17 protein-coding genes are annotated in these 20,596 nt (G+C 72.3%); 11 read left to right on the forward strand and 6 right to left on the reverse strand.

Translation table 11 applies throughout. The features are described 5' to 3' along the window. Nucleotides 1–3: 3 nt before the first annotated feature. Complete coding sequence (locus VD659_RS17395; protein ID WP_423262294.1) at nucleotides 4–1,215, forward strand: coiled-coil domain-containing protein; 1,212 nt, start codon at nucleotides 4–6, stop codon at nucleotides 1,213–1,215. A gap of 67 nt (nucleotides 1,216–1,282) precedes the next feature. Here VD659_RS17395 and VD659_RS17400 read toward each other — a convergent pair whose 3' ends face one another. Both VD659_RS17400 and VD659_RS17405 read right to left on the reverse strand, forming a co-directional pair. Continuing rightward, nucleotides 1,283–2,377 (reverse strand): DNA-3-methyladenine glycosylase family protein, encoded by a 1,095-nt coding sequence (locus tag VD659_RS17400; RefSeq protein ID WP_423262295.1) that lies wholly within the window; start codon nucleotides 2,375–2,377, stop codon nucleotides 1,283–1,285. A gap of 335 nt (nucleotides 2,378–2,712) precedes the next feature. Then, nucleotides 2,713–3,732 (reverse strand): NUDIX hydrolase, encoded by a 1,020-nt coding sequence (locus VD659_RS17405; RefSeq protein ID WP_423262296.1) that lies wholly within the window; start codon nucleotides 3,730–3,732, stop codon nucleotides 2,713–2,715. A 58-nt stretch (nucleotides 3,733–3,790) separates the two neighbouring features. Here VD659_RS17405 and folP point away from each other — a divergent pair, with 58 nt between their 5' ends. From folP to VD659_RS17425, 4 genes are all read left to right on the forward strand, one after another. Continuing rightward, a complete protein-coding gene (gene folP, locus VD659_RS17410; RefSeq protein ID WP_423262297.1) occupies nucleotides 3,791–4,663 on the forward strand; it encodes a dihydropteroate synthase in 873 nt (290 codons plus the stop codon). Nucleotides 4,664–4,725: 62 nt separating this feature from the next. Beyond that, nucleotides 4,726–5,553, forward strand: a complete 828-nt coding sequence (locus VD659_RS17415; RefSeq protein ID WP_423262298.1) for a pyrimidine reductase family protein — start codon at nucleotides 4,726–4,728, stop codon at nucleotides 5,551–5,553. Continuing rightward, nucleotides 5,550–6,296 carry a GNAT family N-acetyltransferase gene (locus VD659_RS17420; RefSeq protein WP_423262299.1) on the forward strand — a complete coding sequence of 249 codons (747 nt, stop codon included), beginning with the start codon at nucleotides 5,550–5,552 and terminating at the stop codon, nucleotides 6,294–6,296. The genes VD659_RS17415 and VD659_RS17420 overlap by 4 nt, the downstream gene beginning before the upstream one ends. Further along, nucleotides 6,286–7,008 (forward strand): trimeric intracellular cation channel family protein, encoded by a 723-nt coding sequence (locus VD659_RS17425; RefSeq protein ID WP_423262300.1) that lies wholly within the window; start codon nucleotides 6,286–6,288, stop codon nucleotides 7,006–7,008. Before VD659_RS17420 ends, VD659_RS17425 begins: the two co-directional genes overlap by 11 nt. Nucleotides 7,009–7,077: 69 nt before the next feature. Here the strand turns inward: VD659_RS17425 and VD659_RS17430 are convergent, their stop codons facing one another. Next, nucleotides 7,078–9,579 carry a DEAD/DEAH box helicase gene (locus VD659_RS17430; RefSeq protein ID WP_423262333.1) on the reverse strand — a complete coding sequence of 834 codons (2,502 nt, stop codon included), beginning with the start codon at nucleotides 9,577–9,579 and terminating at the stop codon, nucleotides 7,078–7,080. A 77-nt stretch (nucleotides 9,580–9,656) separates the two neighbouring features. Between VD659_RS17430 and VD659_RS17435 the strand changes: the two genes are divergently transcribed. The 4 genes from VD659_RS17435 to VD659_RS17450 all read left to right on the forward strand — a co-directional run bounded on the left by VD659_RS17435 (nucleotide 9,657) and on the right by VD659_RS17450 (nucleotide 13,743). After that, on the forward strand, nucleotides 9,657–10,040 hold the full coding sequence (locus VD659_RS17435; protein ID WP_423262301.1) for an RNA-binding S4 domain-containing protein: 384 nt from the start codon (nucleotides 9,657–9,659) through the stop codon (nucleotides 10,038–10,040). 89 nt (nucleotides 10,041–10,129) lie between these two features. After that, nucleotides 10,130–11,938 (forward strand): hypothetical protein, encoded by a 1,809-nt coding sequence (locus VD659_RS17440; RefSeq protein ID WP_423262302.1) that lies wholly within the window; start codon nucleotides 10,130–10,132, stop codon nucleotides 11,936–11,938. Nucleotides 11,939–12,058: 120 nt separating this feature from the next. Next, entirely contained in the window at nucleotides 12,059–12,700 is a 642-nt protein-coding gene (locus VD659_RS17445; RefSeq protein ID WP_423262303.1) for a TetR/AcrR family transcriptional regulator, read from the forward strand. 470 nt (nucleotides 12,701–13,170) lie between these two features. After that, nucleotides 13,171–13,743 carry a TetR/AcrR family transcriptional regulator gene (locus VD659_RS17450; protein ID WP_137838807.1) on the forward strand — a complete coding sequence of 191 codons (573 nt, stop codon included), beginning with the start codon at nucleotides 13,171–13,173 and terminating at the stop codon, nucleotides 13,741–13,743. Nucleotides 13,744–13,844: 101 nt separating this feature from the next. On the opposite strand, the gene VD659_RS17455 is transcribed toward VD659_RS17450, so the two are convergent. Genes VD659_RS17455 through VD659_RS17465 form a run of 3 tightly spaced genes read right to left on the reverse strand, consistent with a single transcriptional unit; the run spans nucleotide 13,845 to nucleotide 17,208 of the window. After that, nucleotides 13,845–15,578 carry an FAD-binding oxidoreductase gene (locus VD659_RS17455; protein WP_423262304.1) on the reverse strand — a complete coding sequence of 578 codons (1,734 nt, stop codon included), beginning with the start codon at nucleotides 15,576–15,578 and terminating at the stop codon, nucleotides 13,845–13,847. Beyond that, the gene (locus VD659_RS17460; RefSeq protein WP_423262305.1) at nucleotides 15,575–16,333 is read right to left on the reverse strand and encodes a lysophospholipid acyltransferase family protein; all 759 of its coding nucleotides are present in this window, start codon (nucleotides 16,331–16,333) and stop codon (nucleotides 15,575–15,577) included. The genes VD659_RS17455 and VD659_RS17460 overlap by 4 nt, the downstream gene beginning before the upstream one ends. Beyond that, nucleotides 16,330–17,208, reverse strand: a complete 879-nt coding sequence (locus VD659_RS17465; protein WP_423262306.1) for an SDR family NAD(P)-dependent oxidoreductase — start codon at nucleotides 17,206–17,208, stop codon at nucleotides 16,330–16,332. Before VD659_RS17465 ends, VD659_RS17460 begins: the two co-directional genes overlap by 4 nt. A 106-nt stretch (nucleotides 17,209–17,314) precedes the next feature. On the opposite strand from VD659_RS17465, the gene VD659_RS17470 reads away from it, so the two are divergent. Continuing rightward, nucleotides 17,315–18,217, forward strand: coding sequence for a hypothetical protein (locus tag VD659_RS17470; protein WP_423262307.1), 903 nt, complete (start codon nucleotides 17,315–17,317; stop codon nucleotides 18,215–18,217). Beyond that, entirely contained in the window at nucleotides 18,214–20,589 is a 2,376-nt protein-coding gene (locus VD659_RS17475) for an HAD-IB family hydrolase (protein ID WP_423262308.1), read from the forward strand. The genes VD659_RS17470 and VD659_RS17475 overlap by 4 nt, the downstream gene beginning before the upstream one ends. The last annotated feature ends 7 nt before the right edge of the window (nucleotides 20,590–20,596 follow it).

Genomic DNA, 20,596 nt, shown 5'->3' on the forward strand with positions numbered 1-20,596 from the left:
CGCATGTGGAAGCCCTCTGCCCGCGCACTCGGGGTGCTCTCGGTGGTGGCGGCCCTCGTCGCCGTGCCGGGTCTGCCCGCAGCGGCGAGCGCATCCGGAGCCCCCGCCACGATCCGGGATGCGCCCGCGGGCCTTCGCGCCGACCCCGTCTTCCCCTCGTGGGACGAGGTGAACGCCGCCAAGCAGAACGTGCAGGCGACGCAGGCGGAGGTCGCGAAGATCCAGAGTCAGCTCACCGCCAACCTGCAGGCCGCCGACGCTGCGAACACCGTCTATCTGCAGCGCGGCCAGGAGTATCTGAAGGCGAAGTACGACGCCGAGGCGGCCGCCGGCTACGCCGCCACCCTCGCCGCGCAAGCCGCCACCGCCACGGCCGACGCCGACAAGGCCAACACGCAGGTGGGGCAGCTCGCCGCCCAGCTCTACCGCAACGGCGGCGACTCGACGGTGAACCTCATCCTCAACCAGGGCGATTCGACGTCTCTGCTCTACCGCCTCGGCGCGATGTCGAAGCTCACGGAGCAGACCGCCGGCATCCGCAACAAGGCTGTGCAGGCGCAGAACACGGCCGACGCGCTGAACTCGCAGGCCGACGTGGCGAAGACCGCCCGCGACGCCCTCGAGCAGGAGGCCTCGCAGGCGAAGGACGCGGCGGCCTCGGCGAAGACCGAAGCCGATGCGGCCGTGGCGCTGGCGCAGTCGCAGAACGCCCAGATGACCGCCCAGCTCGCGAGCCTCAAGCAGACCAGCGAATCGGTCGAGGCCGGCTACCAGGCGGGCCTCGTGTACCAGGCGCAGAAGAAGGCGTCCGAAGCGGCCGCGGCGGCTGCGGCGGCCGCGGCGAGTGGAGCGACCGACAACCCCCTCGATAGCGCTTGGGTTCCTGATTCCTCGGCCGTCGCGTCGCCCGCCGACGCGCAAGCCTACGCCGCGAGCCAGATGAGCTCCTATGGCTGGGGCGGTGGCCAATTCGGTTGCCTCGTCAGTCTCTGGACTGGCGAATCCGGGTGGCAGGCCAATGCCTACAACGCCTCCAGTGGGGCATATGGCATCCCGCAATCGCTGCCGGCTTCGAAGATGGCGACAATGGGCGCGGACTACGTCACGAACGCCGCGACGCAGATCAACTGGGGACTCGCCTACATCTCCGATGTGTACGGCACGCCGTGCGAGGCGCTCTCGCAGTGGACGGCGCGCAGCCCGCACTGGTACTGATCCCTCGGGTCGACCGGGCGGGGGTCGCGGCTCGCCTGCTGATGCATGCCCGAGTGGGGCTGAGCGCTCAGTGGTCGCGGTGGTCCTGGATCGTCATCCGCGCGCCGTGCCGCGGTTTGCGGAACCCGCTCGCCAGCACCAGGCGCACGATGCGCTGCCGGTGCCCCCGCCACGGCTCCAGCAGCTCGGCGAGCGCGTCGTCGTCGATCGGCTGGCCCACGAGTGCCCAGCCGATGTGGGCGGCGAGGTGGTAGTCGCCGAAGCTGACCGCATCCGCGTCTCCGTGCGAGCGCTGCGCGGTCTCCGCCGCCGTCCACACGCCGACCCCGTTCACGGTGCGGAGCAGGCGCTCGACCTCGGCGCCCCCGCGGCCGAGCGCGGTGGTGCGCTCGAGACCCGCCGCGACCTGAGCAGCCTGGAGCACGGTGCGCGAGCGACGCGGGTCGACCCCGGCGCGGTGCCACTCCCACGACGGGATGCGCCGCCACACCTCCGGGGTGGGTGCCAGCCGCATCCGCGCGGGAGCGGGCCCCGGGGCGGCCTCGCCGTGCACGGTGACGAGGATGCGCCACGCCCGGAACGCCTCCACCGAGGTGACCTTCTGCTCGATGACGGCCGGCGCGAGAGCGTCGAACACCCGGCCGGTGCGGGTGAGGCGCAGGCCGGGGTTGCGGTGCCTCGCGTCCGCGAGCAGGGCGGAGGCGCCGAGGTCGAGCTCGGCCCAGTGCCCGGCGTCGTCGGCGCCCAGCAGCTCGGGCACCTGCTGCAGAGCAGCGGACGCTCCGCTCCCCCAGGCGCACACGCGCACCCGGCCGCGGGCGCCGGAGAAGCGCAGCGTGGCGGGCCCTTCGGGCGTGCGGAGCGCGAGCCAGACGGCGCCGCTCTCGTCGACGTGCACGCAGGGGTCGCCGGCGCCGCGGCGGAGGGGGGCGAGGGTGGCCCGGTAGTCGACCGGCTCGCGCGGCTCGTAGTGGAGCTCGAGCGGAGCGTCGTCGCGGCGCGCAGGGCGGGCGGCGTCAGGGAGCACCTCGCCACGGGGCACACCGTCACGGCGCCCATCGTCACGGGGGTCATCGTCACGGCGCACATCGTCATCGCGCGCACCGTCATGAGGCGGGCGCAAGCCACCGGCGGTGGACGGAGTGCCGGCGGTGATGGTCATCGTGCGAGAAGACTACGTGAGGGCGCGGACATCGGCGACGCGGGGCGCGCGGATGCGGGTCGGCGCACGCGTTGCGGGTCGGGGCGCGCGGATGCGGGTCAGCGCACGCGATGCGGGTCGGCGCACGCGATGCGGGTCGGCGCACGCGTTGCGCCGCGAGCAGCCCGTGGCCGGCGGGAGAAGTAGGGAGCGGCATCAGCACCGCGCGCCTCGGTGCCGGCAACGGCACCGAGGCGGTTGCTATGCCGGCGCTGCCACGAGGCACCCGCGGCCAGCACTATGGCGCGTCTGCGGCATCAACACCGCCAGACGCCGCCGCGACACAGGCCCGGCGGTCAGTCGAGGGCGTCGAGCTGCTCGAGCAGCCAGCCCGGGCCGCGGGTCTCCGCGCCCGCGGCGGTCACGCGCTGGACGAGTTCGCGGTCGGCCGTGATCACGAGCAGCCGATCGGCACCGCGAGCGTCCGCGGCGAGCGCCGACTCCACCACGGCCACGATCGTGTCGTCGCCCGATGCCGGTGCGCGCACGATCTCGAGCGCCGGCGCCATCGCGGCCGCTCCGTCGGGGTGCTCGGTCACGGTCTCGGCGAGGGGCGCATCCGGTGCGGCCACCGCGTCCCCGTCGCCACCCGTCGGCGCCGCGAGAACCGGCAGCTCCGCGGCCCGGGCCTGCCCTTCGAGCACCACCACGATGCCGGCCCAGCAGCGGCCGCCCGCGAGATCGGCGTCGGCGCTCTCGAGAGCCTCGACCGGCACGCCTGCCGCACTCAGCGCATCCAGTCGCCCGAGCAGGCGCGAAGCCGCTCCGGCGCGGTCCCGCCACCACCCGTCGGGCCGTGAGCCCACCACGTTGGCCGCGTCGACGACGAGCCGGATGCGCCGCCCCAGTCGCGCGCGCAGCCCCGGCCAAGCCTCCCCGAAGCCCGGGTGCAGCGGGAGCGCATCGACCTCCGCCACCGGCACCCAGCGCAGCTCGAGGCTCTCCGCATCGCCGATGGTCGCCTCGAAGGGGCGGGAGGCGCGGGCCACCACGGTGACGTACGACCAGAAGCCGAAGTCGACCGTCGAGGTGAAGGCGATCTCGAGCGCGTCCGCCGGCACACCGGCCTCCTCGCCCGCCTCGCGCACGGCGCCGGCCACCGCGGACTCGCCCGCGTGTCGCGCCCCGCCGGGCAGCCCCCAGGTGCCGCCGAAGTGGCTCCACTCGGCGCGGTGCTGCAGCAGCACCCCGGCCGCCTCGTCGTGCACGAGCAGCCCGGCGGCGCCGTAGCGGCCCCAGTAGCGCCGGCCGTCCGGCCCCTCCACCCAGGCGTCTCCGCTGTCACGGGGCGGGAGTCGGGCGGGGACCTCGGTCATCCACCCAGCTTCTCACGTCTGAACGCGCGCGACCGCGCCGAGCAGCCATGATGGATGCATGAGACTCCGCCATCCGGTGCGCACCCTCGGCCGGCGCCGATTCGACTTCGACCGGCAGGTGGCCGTGATGGCGATCGTCAACCGCACCCCTGACTCCTTCTTCGACCAGGGAGCCACCTTCGCCCTCGACCGGGCGGTCGATGCCGCCCTCGCCGCGGCGGAGGCGGGCGCCGACTGGGTCGACATCGGCGGGGCGAAATTCGCCCCCGGCCCCGAGATCCCCGCCGCCGAGGAGCTCGACCGGGTGCTTCCGGTGGTGGAGGCAGTGAGCGCGCGCAGCGACGTCGTGATCTCCGTCGACACGTTCCGCGCCGAGGTGGCTGCGGCCTGCATCGCCGCCGGAGCCCACGTGGTGAACGACACCACGGGGCTCAGCGACCCTGAGCTGGCCGGGGTGGTGGCCGCGTCCGGCGCCTCGCTCGTCATCACCCACAGCCTGGCCGCGCCCCGCACGCCCTACCCGCATCCGCACTACGACGACATCGCCGCCGAGGTGCGGGCCTACCTCGAGCTGCGGGTCGAACGCGCGGTGGCCGCCGGGGTCGGCCAGGACCGCCTCTTCATCGACCCGGGCCACGACCTCAACAAGAACACCGTGCAGAGCCTCGAACTCACCCGCCGGATGGCCGAGATCACGGCGATCGGCCTCCCCACCCTGGCGGCCGTGTCGAACAAGGACTTCATCGGCGAGACCCTCGGCGTGCCCAAGTCGGAGCGGCTCGAGGGCTCGATCGTGGCGGCGACGGCGTGCGTGATGCTCGGCGCCCGGGTGGTGCGGATGCACGACGTACGGGCGGCCGTTGCCTCGATGCGGATGCTCGAGGGCATTCTCGGGTTCCGTGACCCGGTGCTCGCCGTGCACAATGTCTGACGCCGCCCGACCCCTGACTTCTGAACCCTGACTTCTGAACCCTGCCGCCGATCGGAGCCCGCGTGACCGAGACCCAGACCGACACCGCCGCCGCTGGCGCCGCCGCACCGGCCGAGATCGTGGAACTCTTCCCGGAGCCCTCCAGGCCGCTCTCCCCCGACGAGCTGCTCGCGCGCTACGCACCCCCGCGCCGCAGCGAGCCCTGGCTGCGCGTCAACTTCATCCAGAGCGTCGACGGCTCCGCCACGGTCGACGGTCTCTCCGGCGGGCTCGGCGGGCCGGCCGACAAGGCGGTGTTCGACACCCTGCGCGGTGTCGCGGACGTCGTTCTCGTCGGAGCGGGCACGGCACGCGCGGAGGGCTACGGGGCACTCACGGTCGGCGAGCGCTTCGTGCGCTGGCGGCGCGCATCCGGGCTGCCCGAGCATCCGGCGATGGCGCTCGTGAGCGGCCGTCTCGACCTCGACCCCGCGAGCGCGCTGTTCGCCGAGGCACCGGTGCGGCCCCTCGTGTTCACCGTGGCGTCGGCGCCGGCGGATGCGCGAGCGCGGCTCGCCGAGGTCGCCACGGTGATCGACGCGGGCGCCGAGCGCGTCGACCCCTCCACGGTGCTGCGAGAGCTCGCCGGTCGCGGGCTCGCCCAGGTGCTGTGCGAGGGCGGCCCCTCGCTCTTCGGCGAACTGACCGCGGCCGGGCTCGTCGACGAGCTCTGCCTCACCACGAGCCCGATGCTCGAGGGGGGCAGCGGGCGGCGCATCGTGAGCGCACCGGGCGAGGGATCCTCGCCGCGCGACCTCGAGCTCGGCCTGCTGCTGCGCAGCGGCAGCATGCTGCTCGCCCGCTGGGTGCGACCCGGTGCGCACGGCCCCGACGCCGGGCGGCCGGCGTGATCGAGCGCTGGAACGGCGCGCTCAGCGGCCGCGCGCCCGGTGCCGCGGGCTCCGGTTCGGCGCCCTCGCCCGCTGCGCCCTCCGCCGGGGCGCCGTCGCCGGCAGCACCCACCAGCCCCACCACCGCGGCACCTTCCACCGGGGCGCCCTCGCCCGCAACACCCACCAGCCCCACCACCGCGGCACCCTCCACCGGGGCGCCCTCGCCCGCAACACCCATCACCGCTGCCAGGGCGCTGCCGGAGCCGGGCACCTCCGAGCTCGCCGCCCTGCTGACCGCCTACCATCTCGCCACCGAGGCGGAGAAGGGCTCGGGCGTCACCTCGGCCGCGGCTCTTCCACCGCGCTGTCGTGCCGAGATCGACGACCCCGCGCGGGCCTTCGCCGGCTGCGTGGTGCTGTTGGCGCGGGATTCGCCCACCGATCCGGCGAGCGGTGTCGTGATCGTCACCGGCCCAACCGGCCGGCCGGCGTCCTGCGAGGTGAAGCGCCTCTGGGTCGACCCCGGGCATCGCGGCCGCGGACTCGCCACCCGCCTGCTGGAGGCGGCGATCGGGGAGGCCGCGGCATCCGGCGCCGAGCGGGTGCGACTGTCGGTGTGGCGCTGGCGGCTCCCGGCGATCGCCCTCTACGGCCGTCTCGGCTTCGTCGAGACCGCGTCGTGGGACGACCGCGCCGACCTCCTCTGCCTGGAGCGCCCTCTCGCCCCGCTCGACCGAACGGCGGATGCCCATGCCGGCTGAACGAGACGAGGCGGCGACGGGCGCGGGCGCGATGGGTGCCGCTCCCGCAGGAGCCCGCGGCCCGGCGCGGCGCCCGAGCAGCTGGGCGCGGCGCGGCGCACACGCCACCTTGGCCTTCACCGTCGCCGACATCGTGGCGACCCTGCTGTTCGCCTTCGAGGGCGCTCGGCTCGCGGCCGTGAGTGGACTCGACCTCTTCGGGGTGGTCGTGGTGGGCTGCGTGTCGTCGATGGTGGGCGGCATCCTGCGCGACGTGCTGCTCGGCGACACGCCGCCGTTCGCGTTCCGCTCGCCGTCGCGCATCATCGTCGCGCTCCTGGGCTCGCTCGGGGCGTTCGCCCTCGTCGCGGCGGGAGCCACCGCGCCCGACGACGTGATCGCCGTCCTCGACGCCCTGGGCCTCGGTCTCTTCGCCATCACGGGCGCGGAGAAGGCGCTCGAGTTCGGCTCGAACGGCTGGGTGGTGGTGATCATCGGCACGCTCACTTCGGTGGGCGGAGGGATGACCCGAGACGTGCTGCTCGGGCACGTGCCCACCGTGCTCACGTCGAGCATCTATGCCTCGGCGGCCGCCGCCGGCGCCCTCGCGGTCTACCTCGGGGCGAAGGCGCGGCTCACGCCCGCGGTCGCCATGACGATCGGGTTCGTGGTGTGCGCGGGGCTGCGCATCCTGGCGATCGCGTTCGGGTGGCAGCTGCCGCGAGTGGGGTGACGTAACGGAGGAGAATCGGGGGTCTCGTCGACGCAGTGCACACGAAGCCCCCGATTCTCCTCCGTTCTATCAGAGCTGGTCGACGCGCAGCACGCGCACGACCGCCACCCCGGCATCGTTCGAGGCCGCGAGGTCGATCTCGGCCGAGATGCCCCAGTCGTGGTCGCCGGCCGGGTCGTCGAAGATCTGGCGGGCCGTCCACACCGCGGGGCCCTCGTCGAGGATGAGCAGGGCGGCACTGCGGGCGTGCGGGCCGATGCCCACCGAGTCGTGTACGTCGTAGTAGAGGTCCATCGCCTCTGCCCAGCGCGCCGCGGTGAAGCCGGACCCCGCGTCCAGCTCCCCGAGCTCCTCCCACGCCTCGCGGGCGGCCAGCGTGACCCGCCGGAACAGCTCGTTCCGCACCAGGATGCGGAACGCCCGCGGGTTCGAGGTCAGCAGGCGCGGCGCCGGCGGCACGATCGCCTCCGACTCCTCGCGGGCCGCCGCCGTGACCGCAGCCGGGTTGATCAGCGACTCCCACTCGTCGAGCACGCTCGAGTCGGTCTGCCGCACGAGTTCCCCGAGCCATTCGATCAGGTCGAGCAGGTCGTCGTTCTTGTACTCGTCGGGCACCGTCGTGCGCAGCGTGCGATAGGCATCGGAGAGGTAGCGCAGCACCAGCCCCTCCGAGCGCGGCAAGCGGTAGAACGCGATGTACTCGCCGAACGACATCGCCCGCTCGTACATGTCGCGGATGACGGACTTCGGCGAGATGTCGAAGTCGCCGATCCAGGGCTGCGAGGCCCGATAGGTGTCGAACGCCTCGCCGAGCAGACCGGCGAGCGGCTTCGGGTAGCTCACCTCGTCGAGCAGCTCCATCCGCTGCTCGTACTCGATGCCCTCCGCCTTCATGGCCTGAACGGCCTCGCCGCGCGCCACGAACTGCTGCGCCGAGAGCACCGGCCGCGGATCGTCGAGGATCGCCTCGGTCACCGAGACGACGTCGAGCGCGAAGGTGGGCGAGTCCTCGTCGAGCAGGTCGTACACGGCGAGCGCGAAGGGCGACAGGGGCTGGTTGAGCGCGAAGTTCGGCTGCAGGTCGACGGTGAGGCGGATGAGGGTGCGCCCGGTCGTCGCATCCGTCACCTGCTCCACGATGCCGGCCGTGCGCAGCGTGCGGTAGATGGCGAGGGCCTGGCGGATGAGGTCGCGCTGCGAGGCCCGTGACTCGTGGTTGTCCTCGAGGAGCGCGCGCATGTTGTCGAACACGTCTCCCCCGCGGGCGATCGTGTTGAGCACCATCGCGTGCGTCACCGTGAGGTGGGAGGTGAGCCGCTCGGGCTGCGCGGCGATGAGCTTCTCGAAGCTCGGCTCGCCCCACGACACGAAGCCCTCCGGCGCCTTCTTGCGGATGAACTTGCGCCGCTTCTTCGGGTCGTCGCCCATCTTCGCCAGCGCCTTGAGGTTCTCGGTCTCGTGCTCCGGCGCCTGCACGACGACCGTGCCGGCCGTGTCGTAGCCGGCGCGCCCCGCCCGCCCCGCGATCTGGTGGAACTCGCGAGCGGTGAGCTGGCGCATCCGGGTGCCGTCGAACTTCGTGAGCGCCGAGAGCAGCACCGTGCGGATCGGCACGTTGATGCCCACCCCGAGCGTGTCGGTGCCGCAGATCACCTTGAGCAGCCCGCGCTGCGCGAGCCGCTCCACGAGCCGCCGGTACTTCGGCAGCATGCCGGCGTGGTGCACGCCGATGCCCATCCGGATCAGCCGCGACAGTGTCTTGCCGAAAGCCGTGGTGAAGCGGAAGTCGGCGATCAGCTCGGCGATCTCGTCGCGCACCTCGCGCGAGGCCACCCGGATGCTCGACAGCGCCTGGGCGCGCTCGATCGCCGCGAGCTGGGCGAAGTGCACGATGTACACCGGCGCCATCTGCGTGGAGAGCAGCTCTTCGACGGTCTCCTGGATGGGCGTGGTGGCGTAGTGGTAGGTGAGGGGAACCGGGCGCTCGACGCCCGTGATGACGGTGGTCTCCCGCCCCGTGCGGCGCGAGAGGTCGGTGGCGAGCCAGTCGACGTCACCGAGGGTGGCCGACATCAGCACGAACTGGGCCTTCGGCAGCGCGAGGATCGGAACCTGCCAGGCCCAGCCGCGGTCGGGCTCGGCGTAGAAGTGGAACTCGTCCATCACCACCTGGCCCACGGCGGTGTCGGGGCCGTGCCGCAAGGCCAGGTTCGCGAGGATCTCGGCGGTCGCGCAGATGATCGGCGCGTCGGCGTTCACCGAGGAGTCGCCGGTGACCATGCCCACGTTCTCGGCGCCGAAGATCTCGACCAGGTCGAAGAACTTCTCGGAGACGAGCGCCTTGATGGGAGCCGTGTAGTAGCTGCGGATGCCCTGGGCGAGCGCCACCGCGTGCGCCCCGACCGCGACGAGCGATTTGCCGGTGCCGGTGGGGGTGGAGAGGATGACGTTCTCGCCCGAGACGATGGCCACGATCGACTCGTCCTGCGCCGGGTAGAGGGCGGTGCCGCGGTTCGCGGCCCACTCCGCGAAAGCCTCGTAGGCGGCATCCGGATCGAAGGGCGCCGGCATCGACGGGCGGGCGGATGCGGTGGGCGGCGTGGACACCACCCAAGCCTAGGTGCAGGGCCGTGTGGCAGGCTGGGCGCATGGCAGCGGAAGGATCGGTGCGCGTCGACAGCTGGCTCTGGGCCGCGCGCGTCTACAAGACGCGCTCCCTCGCCACGGCCGCCTGCCGCGCCGGGCACGTGAAGCTCAACGGCGAACGGGCGAAGGCCGCGCAGAGCGTGAAGGTGGGCGACGAGGTGCGGGCGCGGATCAGCGGATTCGACCGCATCCTGAAGGTCGCCGGTCTCGGGGTGAAGCGCGGCTCGGCCACCGTCGCCGCCGAGATCGCCCTCGACCTCACTCCCCCGCCGCCACCGCGCGAGGCCGTGGCCTTCGTCCCCCTGCGTGACCGGGGCACCGGCCGGCCCACCAAACGAGACCGTCGCGAGCTCGAACGGCTGCGCGGTTCTCGCGACGACTACTAACCTGGAACACGACGAGCCGCTTCGACCAGCGGCAACCCGCACGAGCGGCCGCCGCCGCCACCCGACACCGCGAGGCCAGTAGGAGCATCATGTCCGACGCCACCCCGACCGAAACGCCCGACATCCCCGAGGCGCCTCAGCCCGGCGCGCCCGCCGCCACCGAATACCAGCTCACGGGCCGCGACCGCACGGCGCTGAGCTTCATCGGGGCCTCGCTCAAGATCGGCACGCCCGAGTTCCGGGCTCGCTACGAGGGCATCGTCGACGAGCTCTACCGTCACCACTTCGTCGACCCCACCGCCCACCCGGCCTACGAGCCGCCGGTCGTGGTGCCGATCGAGGAGGTGGAGTCGAGCGACCCGCTCGAGATCATCCGGGCGCAGCTCGGGCTCGTGGTCGACGACCGCCGCAGCCGCGACGAAGCGCGGACGGATGCGGAGCGCCGGCTCGCCGAGACGCAGTCCCAGCTCGCCGACACCTCGGCCCGCTTGGCCGACACGCAAGCGCGCCTCGACGAGACCACCGCAGCACTGCGCCAGCGGGAGTCGGAGCTCGCCGAGCTGCAGGCCCGCTACGAGAACGACACCACCGCCCTGCGCGCGCAGTTCGACTCCGAGACCGGCCGCCTCAACGCCGTGATCGTGGAGGAGAGCGCACGCCACGAGGCCGTGCTCAGTGAGCAGACCGGCCTGCTGCAGGCGGAGCTCGCCGCCACCGCCGTGCGGCTCGGCGACGAGAACCAGGCGGTGGTCGCGGGCTACGAGACCCAGATCGCGAGCCTGCACGCCGCCCATGCCGCCGAGCTGGCCGAGGTGCGCGGCAGCCACGCCGCGCAGGTGGAGCAGCTCACCGCGGCGCACGCCGCCCAGGTCGAGGAGCTCCGGGCCGCGCACGCAGCCGAGAGCGACGAGCTGCGCTCGGGCCACGCCTCCGATGCCGAACTGCTCCGCAGCCAGGCCGAGCAGTTGCAGGCCGACCACGCGGCCGAGCTCGACCAGCTGCGCTCCTCGCACGCGGCCGAGATCGCGCAGCTGCGCACCGAGCACGAAGCGGCCCTCGCCGCCGCCGAGTCGGAGGGTGCCGCGACGGCCGAGCGCCTCGAGGCCGAGATCGCCGCGCTGACCGACGAGCACGAGGCCGCTCTTGCCGCCGCCACCGCCGAGGGTGCGGCGACCGCGGAACGYCTCGAGGCCGAGAWCGAGCGACTCTCCGCGGAGCACGAGGCGGCCGTCGCCGCCGCTGCCGCGGAGGGCGCGGCGAACGCCGAGCGCCTCGAGGCCGAGATCGCGCAGCTGCGCGCCGACCACGCCGCGACGCTCGAGTCGCTGTCGTCCGAGGGCGAGGGCGCATCCGCCGCGCTGGCGTCGAACGCCGCCGCGCTCGACGCGCAGCAGGCGCGCATCGCGGAACTCGAGAGCGAGCTCGCTCAGGCGAAGGAGGAGCAGTCGGTCGCCGTGGCCGCCGCAGCAGCTGCCGCCGCCGCCGCCGCGAGCGAGGCGACTCCGGATGCCGTGGCCGAGTCGGCGCACGAACCCGCCCCCGCAGACGACACGGCGTTCGAAGCTGCCCGCGCCCGCGTGGCGGAGCTCGAGAACGAGTTGGCCGCCGCGCGCGCCGAGATCGGCATCCTCGCCGACGAGCGCGACCGCGCGCTGTCCGACGCCGCCATCTCCCTCGAGGACCGCGAACGTCTGAGTGACTCGCTCACCGCCCTGCAGGGCGAGCGGGTCACCGCGATCGCCGGCCTCGAGAACGAGCTGCGCGCATCCCAGGCCCTCGTCGCCGAGATCGAGGACGTCGCCACCAGCCAGCTCTGCGACGAGAACGAGACGAACGAGTACAACATCGGGGCCAACGACTCCGCCGTGCTCGTGCTGAACGTCATCGCCGGGGAGTGAACGACCGGATGACCCGCGCGGCGTAGTGGCGACCCGCACGACATCGATGTGTACACTGTCCACAACGGTCAGGTCGTTCCTGCCGTCGCCATCGACGAATCGTCCACCCCGAGGACCGCTATGAGCGAGCAACGCGAGCCCGCCGCGCGCACCACCTACCGCCACGGCGACCTGCGGGGCGCACTCGTCGAAGTCGGCGTCGAGATGGCTCGCGAGGGCGGCCCGCGTGCGATCGTGCTGCGTGAGGCGACGCGCCGGGCCGGCGTCTCCCCGAACGCCGCCTACCGGCATTTCGAGGACCGCCTCGCCCTTCTGCACGCGGTCTCGGATGCCTGCCTCGGCTTCACCGCCGATCGCATCGAGCAGGAGCTGGCGGCGCATCCGGCCACCGGAGACCCCGAGGCCGACGCCCGGATGCAGCTGCGCGCCGTGGGGCTCGGCTACATCGCCTTCGCCCGCGAGGAGCCCGGCCTCTTCCGCACCGCGTTCTCGGTGCCCGACGACCTGCGCCGCGCGAACGTCCCCGAGAAGGCCGGTCGCGGGGGGCGCACACCCTTCCAGCTCGTGGGGGCCGCGCTGGACTCCCTGGTCGCCGCGGGCGTTCTGCCTGCCGGCCGCCGCGAGAACGCCGAGTTCCTGGCCTGGGCGGCGGTGCACGGCCTCGGGATGCTCGTGATCGACGGCCCCCTCCGCGGCCTCGACGACCGCATGATCGACCACTCCACAGCCCGGCTGCTCGACATGGTCGATCGGGGGCTGTGATAGTGCTTGCTGCCGTGGGCGCCGTGCTTCGCGCGGCGTCCACGGGTCGCGCCGGTCCCCGCCCGGCGCTCCGCGATATGTTCGCGTGCGGTCGCTGCGCGGCCGCGCGCTCACCCTGGGGCGGCTGGGTGCGGCCTGTTGCGTTCGGTTGGGGGCGGGGCGGGCGGGTGCTGGCCAGGGGGTAGGCCGGGCGCGGCTCGTTTCGGGCGGTCGCTGCGCGGCCGCGGGGTCACCCGGGGTCGGCCGGGTGGGGCCTGTTGCGTTCGGTTGCGGGCGGGCGGGCGCTGGCCGGGGTAGGCCGGTTGGGGGCCGTTGGGGCGGTCGCTTCGCGGGCGCGCGCTCACCCGGGGTCGGCTGGGTGGGACCCGTTGCGTTCGGTAGGGGGCGAGGCTGCGGCCGCACACTCGGCGCGGCTTGTGCGGGTGGGGGCGGGTGGGGGCTCGCACACCTCACACAACTAGACTTCAGCCATGAGCGACCGCGCAGTCGAGCCGGATGCGCACGGCGGGGCCGACGCGCGGATCGTGGCCGCGACGCTGCAGCTGCTGAGGGACCGGGGGCCGGCGGGCGTCAACGTCGAAGCGGTGGCGGCGGCATCCGGGGTGGCGAAGACCACGATCTACCGGCGGTACGAAGACCGTGAGGCGCTGCTCGCCGCCGCGATCGACGCGGCCACCACCGAGGTGACGCTGCCGAGCGGGCTGTCGACCTACGACACCCTGCACTGGCTGCTCGGTGCCGGGCGCGAGCGGGTGCAGGAGATCGTGGGGCGCGGCACGGTCGCCGCCATCCTGATGGGCGACGAAGGGCCGTTCACCGATCAGCTGCGCCTGATGATCCGGATGCGCAGCCACCAGCTCGTGGCGTTCCTCGACGAGGCGGTCGCGCGCGGCGACCTGCGCGCCGGCCTCGACGTCAAGCTCGTGGTGAGCGTGCTGCTCGGCTCGGCCGTAGGGCACGTCATCCGCGGCGGCGAGCCCGACGAGGAGTGGGCTGACCGCCTGCTCACCCTGCTCTGGCCGGCCCTCACTCCCCCCGACTGACCCCGAGTCGACTGCGTGCCGACTCGCCAAAAACCGCCCCAAAACGAGAGTTTTGGGGCGGTTTTTGGCGACTCGAGAGGAGGGAGGAGGGAGGAGGGGGGCTAGGAGGCGGGCACCTCGGCGGCGCGCGGGGCCTTCGCCACGAGCTCGGCCACGTCCTCGGCGGTCACCTGCACGCCCAGGACCTTGCCGGGGTTGAACTGCTGGCCCGGGTCGGCCGAGTCGAAGAGGCCCTGCATGAGGGCGACGCCGGCCGGCGAGATGTCCTGCTCCATCCACGGCGAGTGCTCGACGCCGACACCGTGGTGGTGCGAGAGCGTTCCGCCGGCGTCCTGGAACGCCTGCTGGATCGAGAACTTCACGACCTCGTACTGCGCGATCGGGTCGTCGCCGTGCACGAAGGCGAAGGTGAAGTAGAGGCAGGCGCCCGAGTGGTAGGAGTGCGAGAGGTGGCACATGATCCAGCCGTGCACGCCGAGGGCCTCGTAGGCCTTGTTCGCGGCGGCGACGGTGGAGTCGTAGACCTCCTGCAGGCGAGACCACGGCGCAGCGGTCTCCGACACGTCGGCCGCGGCACCGCGGTCGAGCAGGAAGTCGCGAAGGTAGGGCGTGTCGAACTTCTTCTGGTCGTAGAGGGCGCCGGGCCCTTTGCCCACGCCGATGCCGCCGTGCTTCTTCACGATGGCGCCGACGAGCTTCTTCTCGTAGGAGACGTGCGACTCCGAGCCCTCGTAGCCGATGAACGAGAGGCACATCTCGTCGAGGTTCCAGCCGCGGCGCTTCAGCACCGAGAAGAGCACCTTCTGGGCCGTGCCCGAGACGCCCTTGGACTCCTTCGCCGTGGCCAGCGAGAATCCGCTCTCGCGCGCATCCGAGACGCGGGTGATCGACGGCGCCGCGTCGGACTCCGAGATCTCGTGCATCGCGGCGAGCCCGGCCTTCCAGTTCGGGAAGAAGTAGGCCTGCACCTCGCGCACGGCGGGCTGGCGGTGCACCTGCACGGTGACCTCGGTGATGACGCCCAGGCGCCCTTCCGAGCCGAGGATCATCTCGCGCACCGACGGGCCGGTCGAGGTGGAGGGCAGCGGCCTCAGCTCGACGATCGCGCCGGGGCGCACCATCCGGAGCCCGCGGCAGATGTCGGCGATGTCGCCGTACTTGTCGCTCTGCATGCCCGAGGAACGCGTGGCCACCCAGCCGCCGACCGTCGAGTGGGTGAAGCTGTCGGGGAAATGCCCCATGGTCCAGCCCTTGGCGTTCAGCTGCTCCTCGATCGAGGGGCCCTGGGCGCCGGCCTGGATGCGCGCGAGGCCCGATCCCTCGTCGATCTCGAGCACGCGATCGAGCCGGCCGAGGTCGAGCGAGACGATGGTGCGCTGCTCGTCGGGCAGGGGCTCGAGCGAGCCGGCGATGTTGCTGCCGCCGCCGAAGGGGATGATGACGGCTCCGGCCGCGACCGCGGCGTCGACGATCTGCTGCACGTCCCACTCGTCGCCGGGGTAGACGACGATGTCGGGCACGCGGGCGATCTCGTTGCGGCGGATGCGCAGCAGGTCGCGGATCGACTTGCCGTAGGTGTGCACGACGCGCTCCATCGCATCCGTCGTGGCGTTCTCCTCGCCCACGATGGCCGCGAGTTCCGCTTCGAACGTCGGGCTGATGCGGGAGGGGGCGATGGTGAGCTCGTCGAAGGCGAGCGGCGGCACCGGCGGGGTGCGCACGTCGAGCGCGACGGCCTTCTGCACGAAGGGGGCGAAGGCCGGCTTGTCCTCGAAGTGGAAACCGACCCCTTCGATGCCCCAGCCCCACCACTTCATGTGCTTGACGTCGGTCATGCGGCTCCCTTCGTGGAGTTCCTCGTGTTCGTGTTCGTCGCTCGCGCTGGCAGCGCGGGGATGTCGGCGGTGCCGGCGGCCTGGGTGTGCAGGCGGCGCACCTCGCGGGCGATGCGGGCGGAGAACTGGTCGGCGGTCTCACCGGGGCGGCCGTGCATCGGCTCGCCGAACACCACGGCGACGGGCGGGCGGCCCGGGATGGGCCAGTTGCGGCCGCGGGGCATGGCGAGCGAGGCGCCGACGATGGCCACCGGAACGCACGGCACGTCGCACGCCATCGACAGCGCGGCGGCCCCCGCCTTGAACTCCGCCATCTCACCGGTCTTCGAGCGGGTGCCCTCGGGGAACACCAGCAGCGGAACGCCGCGAGCGAGCAGCTTCTTCGAGACGCCCTGCTTCTGCGCGGTTCCGGTGCGGTCGATCGGGAAGGCGTTGAAGAAGAGCGAGGTGAGGATGCGCCGCCACCAGATGTCGAAGAAGTAGTCCGCTGCGGCTCCGGCGGCGAGGTAGCGGCCGAGGCGGCGGGGCAGCGCGCACATGATGAGCGGCGCATCCAGGTGGCTGGAATGGTTCGCCACGGCGATGAACGCGCCCTGCACGCCCTTCACGGCGTCGTGCCCGCGCACGCTGACGTGCGTGATCGACCAGACGACGGGCTTCAGGATCATGCGCTGCGCCACGAAGCGCATGCCCGCCATCACCGGGGAGGTGAAGCGGTCTTTCGGAGCCCTGATGAGGTGCGGATGCGCGGTCATGGTCTCACCTTCTCCACTGTGTCGTTCGGGTCGGTGTCGTTCGGCTCGGTGTCGTTCGGAGCAGTGTCATCCGGATCAGTGTCGTTCGGAGCAGCGGGTTCGATCGGTTTGTTGCGGCTCGACGAGATCTTGCCGGAGACCCAGCGGATGCCGCGCCGCGGCGCGTGCCGGGTGAGGAACAGCAGCACCTTGAACCGCTTCGACGGCACCGAGAGCACGGCGCCACGCGCGACGTCGCGCAAGCACTCCTCCACGAGCTCGTCGGCGTCGAGCCAGAGGAACTCGGGGATCGATTTCGTGCGGATGCCGGCGCGATCGTGGAACTCGGTGCGCACCCAGCCGGGCAGCACGGCGCTGACCTGCACGTTGGTGTCGCGCAGCTCGACGGCGAGGCCCTCGGTGTAGGCGGTGGTCCAGGCCTTCACGGCCGAGTAGTTGCCCGTGGCGATCGTGCCCGCCACGCTCGAGACGTTGAGGATGGTGCCCTTGTGGCGCGCCTTCATGGCGCGCCCGGCGGCGCCCCCGAGCACGAGCACGGCGAGGCACATCACGTTCAGGGCCCGCTCGTGGATCTCGACGTCGCGCTCGAGCAGAGAACCATGGATGCCGAAGCCCGCGTTGTTGACCAGGAAGTCGATCGGCTGCTCGGTCGACTCCAGCCGGGCCGCCACGCGATCGACGTCGGCACGCACATTCAGGTCGGCGGGCAGGATCTCGACCCGCGTCGCACCGTCACGGCCGAGTTCTTCGGCCATGCTGCGGAGCCGGGATTCGTCTCGGGCGACGAGCACGAGGTCGTAGCCCCGGAGCGAGAGCGCCCGGGCGAATGCGGCACCGATCCCGGATGTGCCACCGGTCACCAGAGCCGTCGCCATTTTCTTAGGATACGCTACGGAGTGCGTAGCGATAGACGCTCGCGCTGAGCCCACACCACTGGTACACCGCCAACGCGGAGGGATTCCGTTGTCCGGAGAGCAGACCATGTCGATCGAGAACGAAGCACCGAAGCGCTTCGACGTGCGGGAGTTCGCGCGCACGGCCGTGGGGAGCCACCGCTCCGAGATCGACCTCGAGGCCTTCGCCGCGCATCCGCTCGACCCCGCCACGGTGCGGATGCTCGCCTACCTCCGCGAGCTCGAGCGCCAGACCATGACGTACCTCCGCAACGTGCTCGTCACGCCCACCCACAAAGACGCGCGCGTCACCGCGTTCCTCACCACCTGGGCCTTCGAGAAGTTCTGGATCGCGGATGCCTTCGACGTGATCGTGCGCGCCCACGGCGTCGACCCGGCAGCGGCCGAGCAGCTGCCGCGACTGCGGGCACTCGCCCTCGAGCTCGCCGAGCGCGCCACCCCCATCGTGGAGTCCTTCCGCGCCAACGCCATCGGCCCCGACGTGATCGGCGTGCACCTCGCCTCGGTGACCGTCGACGAGTGGATCACCGAGGCCGCCTACACCCGCCTCGCCACCGTCGACCCGCATCCGGAACTCGTGGCCCTGATCGAGCGCGTGCTCGAGGTGAAGACGCGCCACCGCGCCTTCGTCGAGCCGGAGGCCGTGCGGCGGCTGCGCGAGTCGGCGCGGGCACGCTCGCTCGCCCGCCGCAGCCTCGCCCGCATCTCGTGGCCGATCGGTGCCGCGAGCCTGAGGAAATCCGATACGGCCGACTTCTACGAAACACTCTTCGACGACGCGAACATCGACGGAATCGACAGCCGGGTGCAGACTCTGCCCGGGCTCGAGAAGCTGCACCTCGTGCGTCAGGCCCGGACGGCCGCGACCGCCCGCCGCCCCGCGAACACCGTGGCCCACTGGCTGGGGCGAACTGCCTCCACCCTCGGCCACACCCTCCGACACGACAGGAAAGGCGGAGCGAACGGATGACCGACCGCACCCCGACCGACCAGCCCCGAGACACGGGCGCCGCACCCGAGCAGCCCCACGACCTGGGTTCTGCGCATGTGCTGCTCACGGGAGCCACCGGATTCGTGGGCCAGGCCGTGCTCGAACGGCTGCTGTCGTCGCATCCCGACACCCGCATCTCACTGCTGATCCGCCCGAAGTCGTCGTCGAGCGGCGAATCGCGCCTCACCACCCTGCTGAAGAAGCCCGTGTTCCGCGCCTGGCGCGAGCGCGTCGGCGACGAGGAGGTGGCCCGCGCCGTGCGCGAGCGCCTGAACGTGGTGCAGGGCGACCTCGCCAACCCGGGCGAGCTGCCCGGAGACCTCGACGTGGTCATCCACGGAGCCTCCACGGTGTCCTTCGACCCGCCGATCGACGAGGCGTTCCAGACCAACGTCGACGGCGCCACCGGCATCTACGGCGCCCTGCTCGCCTCGGGCGGCGACCCGCACGTCGTGCACGTCTCCACCGCCTACGTGGGCGGTATGCGCAAGGGCGTCGTGCCCGAGGCCTCGCTCGAGCACGCCATCGACTGGCGCGCCGAGAACTACGCCGCGAAGTCGGCCCGCCGCCGCGTGGAGATGGCCTCGCGCCAGCCCGAGGTGCTGCGCAAGCTCCTTGCCGCCTCGCGCGCCAAGCTCGGCAAGGTCGGCCCGCAGGCCGTGGCCCAGGATGCGGAGGCCGCCCGCGTGGAGTGGGTCACCAAGCGCCTCGTCGACTACGGTCGCATCCGCGCCGAGTCGCTCGGCTGGACCGACGTCTACACCCTCACCAAGGCCTTCGCGGAGCGCGCCGCCGAAGAGCTCTGGGGCACCGCCGGGCACCGACTCAGCATCGTGCGGCCCTCGATCATCGAGAGCGCTCTGCGGCATCCGTTCCCCGGCTGGCTCGACGGCTTCAAGGTCGCCGACCCGCTGATCATGGCCTACGGGCGCGGGCAGCTGCCCGAGTTCCCGGGCGTTCCCGACTCCATCCTCGACGTGATCCCGGTCGACTTCGTGGTGAACGCCATCATCGCGGCCGCGCTCACGCCGGCCCCGGTGAGCAAGCCCGACTACTACCAGATCGTCTCGGGGGCGCGGAACCCGCTGCCGTTCCACTCGATGTACGAGAACGTCAAGGAGTTCTTCACCAAGAACCCCATGCCGCACGTCGACGGCCCGATCGAGGTGCCGTCGTGGCGCTTCCCCGGCGGCCGCTCGGTCGAGCGCACCCTCCGCATGCAGGAGCGGCTCACCGCCTCGGCCGACAACACCGTGGCGCGCCTCCCCTCCACCAAGCAGACCCGCAAGTGGACCGAGTCGCTGCAGCAGCGCCAGCGCGGCCTCGACCAGCTGCGCTACTTCGCCGAGCTCTACCGCGCCTACGTGCAGACCGAGCTCATCTTCGACGACCGCAACACGCGGGCGCTGAACGAGCGCATCCCCGCCGACCAGAAGGCCGACCGCTCGTTCGACGTGGTCGAGATCGACTGGCACGACTACTTCCAGAACATCCACTTCCCCTCGATCACGGGGCTCACCAAGGCCTACGCGAACCGGCCCGCGAGCCGCGCCCGTGCGAAGCGCGCCCTGCCGGTGCGCAGCGACGTGCTCGCCGTGTTCGACTTCGAGGGCACCGTGGTGGAGTCGAACCTCGTGGAGCAGTACCTCTGGGTGCGGCTCGCGATGATCCCGAAGGCGCAGTGGCCGCAGGAGTTCGCCGGCCTCATGCTCTCGGTGCCGAAGTACCTGCGCGCCGACCACCGCGACCGCGGCGAGTTCATCCGCACCCTCGTGCGCCGCTACAAGGGCATCCGCGTGGAGGAGCTGCAGCAGCTCGTGCAGGGCCGTTTCGGTGCCGCCATGCTGTCGCGGGCGATTCCGGATGCGCTCGACCGGGTCGCGCAGCACCGCGCCGCCGGTCACCGCACGGTTCTCGTGACCGGCGCGACGAGCTCGGCCGCCGAGCCCTTCGCCCCGTTCTTCGACGAGGTCGTGGCCGGCGAGATGCACGCCGCGAACGGCGTGATGACGGGCTACCTCGCGACTCCCCCGCTCGTCGACGAGGCGCGCGCCGCGTGGCTGCGCGAATACGCGCACAAGCACGGCATGAACCTCACGCAGTCCTACGGCTACGGCGACAGCCTGGCCGACGTGGCCTGGCTGCAGCTGCTCGGCAACGCCACCGTGGTGAATCCCGACACGGAGCTCTACCGGCACGCGCAGCGCACCAAGTGGATGGTCGAGGACTGGACCAGACGCACATCCGACCGTCAGTCGTCGACGGCTACGCTGAGGATGCTCCCCGACGCGTCCCGCACGAACGCGCCGAAGAATTCCGCACCCGAGGAAGGAGACCGGTCAGGCGCCTGAGCGCCGA

The sequence above is a fragment of the Herbiconiux sp. 11R-BC genome, from assembly GCF_049472555.1.
Taxonomy (GTDB): Bacteria; Actinomycetota; Actinomycetes; order Actinomycetales; family Microbacteriaceae; genus Herbiconiux.

What these genes read in the sequence shown, in the direction of transcription:
- VD659_RS17435 (WP_423262301.1), top strand. Translation starts at nt 9,657, where the DNA reads ATGGCAGCGGAAGGATCGGTGCGCGTCGACAGCTGGCTCTGGGCCGCG.
- VD659_RS17400 (WP_423262295.1), bottom strand. Translation starts at nt 2,377, where the DNA reads ATGACCATCACCGCCGGCACTCCGTCCACCGCCGGTGGCTTGCGCCCG.
- folP (WP_423262297.1), top strand. Translation starts at nt 3,791, where the DNA reads ATGAGACTCCGCCATCCGGTGCGCACCCTCGGCCGGCGCCGATTCGAC.
- VD659_RS17430 (WP_423262333.1), bottom strand. Translation starts at nt 9,579, where the DNA reads ATGCCGGCGCCCTTCGATCCGGATGCCGCCTACGAGGCTTTCGCGGAG.
- VD659_RS17475 (WP_423262308.1), top strand. Translation starts at nt 18,214, where the DNA reads ATGACCGACCGCACCCCGACCGACCAGCCCCGAGACACGGGCGCCGCA.
- VD659_RS17450 (WP_137838807.1), top strand. Translation starts at nt 13,171, where the DNA reads ATGAGCGACCGCGCAGTCGAGCCGGATGCGCACGGCGGGGCCGACGCG.
- VD659_RS17445 (WP_423262303.1), top strand. Translation starts at nt 12,059, where the DNA reads ATGAGCGAGCAACGCGAGCCCGCCGCGCGCACCACCTACCGCCACGGC.
- VD659_RS17425 (WP_423262300.1), top strand. Translation starts at nt 6,286, where the DNA reads ATGCCGGCTGAACGAGACGAGGCGGCGACGGGCGCGGGCGCGATGGGT.
- VD659_RS17470 (WP_423262307.1), top strand. Translation starts at nt 17,315, where the DNA reads ATGTCGATCGAGAACGAAGCACCGAAGCGCTTCGACGTGCGGGAGTTC.
- VD659_RS17455 (WP_423262304.1), bottom strand. Translation starts at nt 15,578, where the DNA reads ATGACCGACGTCAAGCACATGAAGTGGTGGGGCTGGGGCATCGAAGGG.
- VD659_RS17405 (WP_423262296.1), bottom strand. Translation starts at nt 3,732, where the DNA reads ATGACCGAGGTCCCCGCCCGACTCCCGCCCCGTGACAGCGGAGACGCC.
- VD659_RS17465 (WP_423262306.1), bottom strand. Translation starts at nt 17,208, where the DNA reads ATGGCGACGGCTCTGGTGACCGGTGGCACATCCGGGATCGGTGCCGCA.
- VD659_RS17460 (WP_423262305.1), bottom strand. Translation starts at nt 16,333, where the DNA reads ATGACCGCGCATCCGCACCTCATCAGGGCTCCGAAAGACCGCTTCACC.
- VD659_RS17395 (WP_423262294.1), top strand. Translation starts at nt 4, where the DNA reads ATGTGGAAGCCCTCTGCCCGCGCACTCGGGGTGCTCTCGGTGGTGGCG.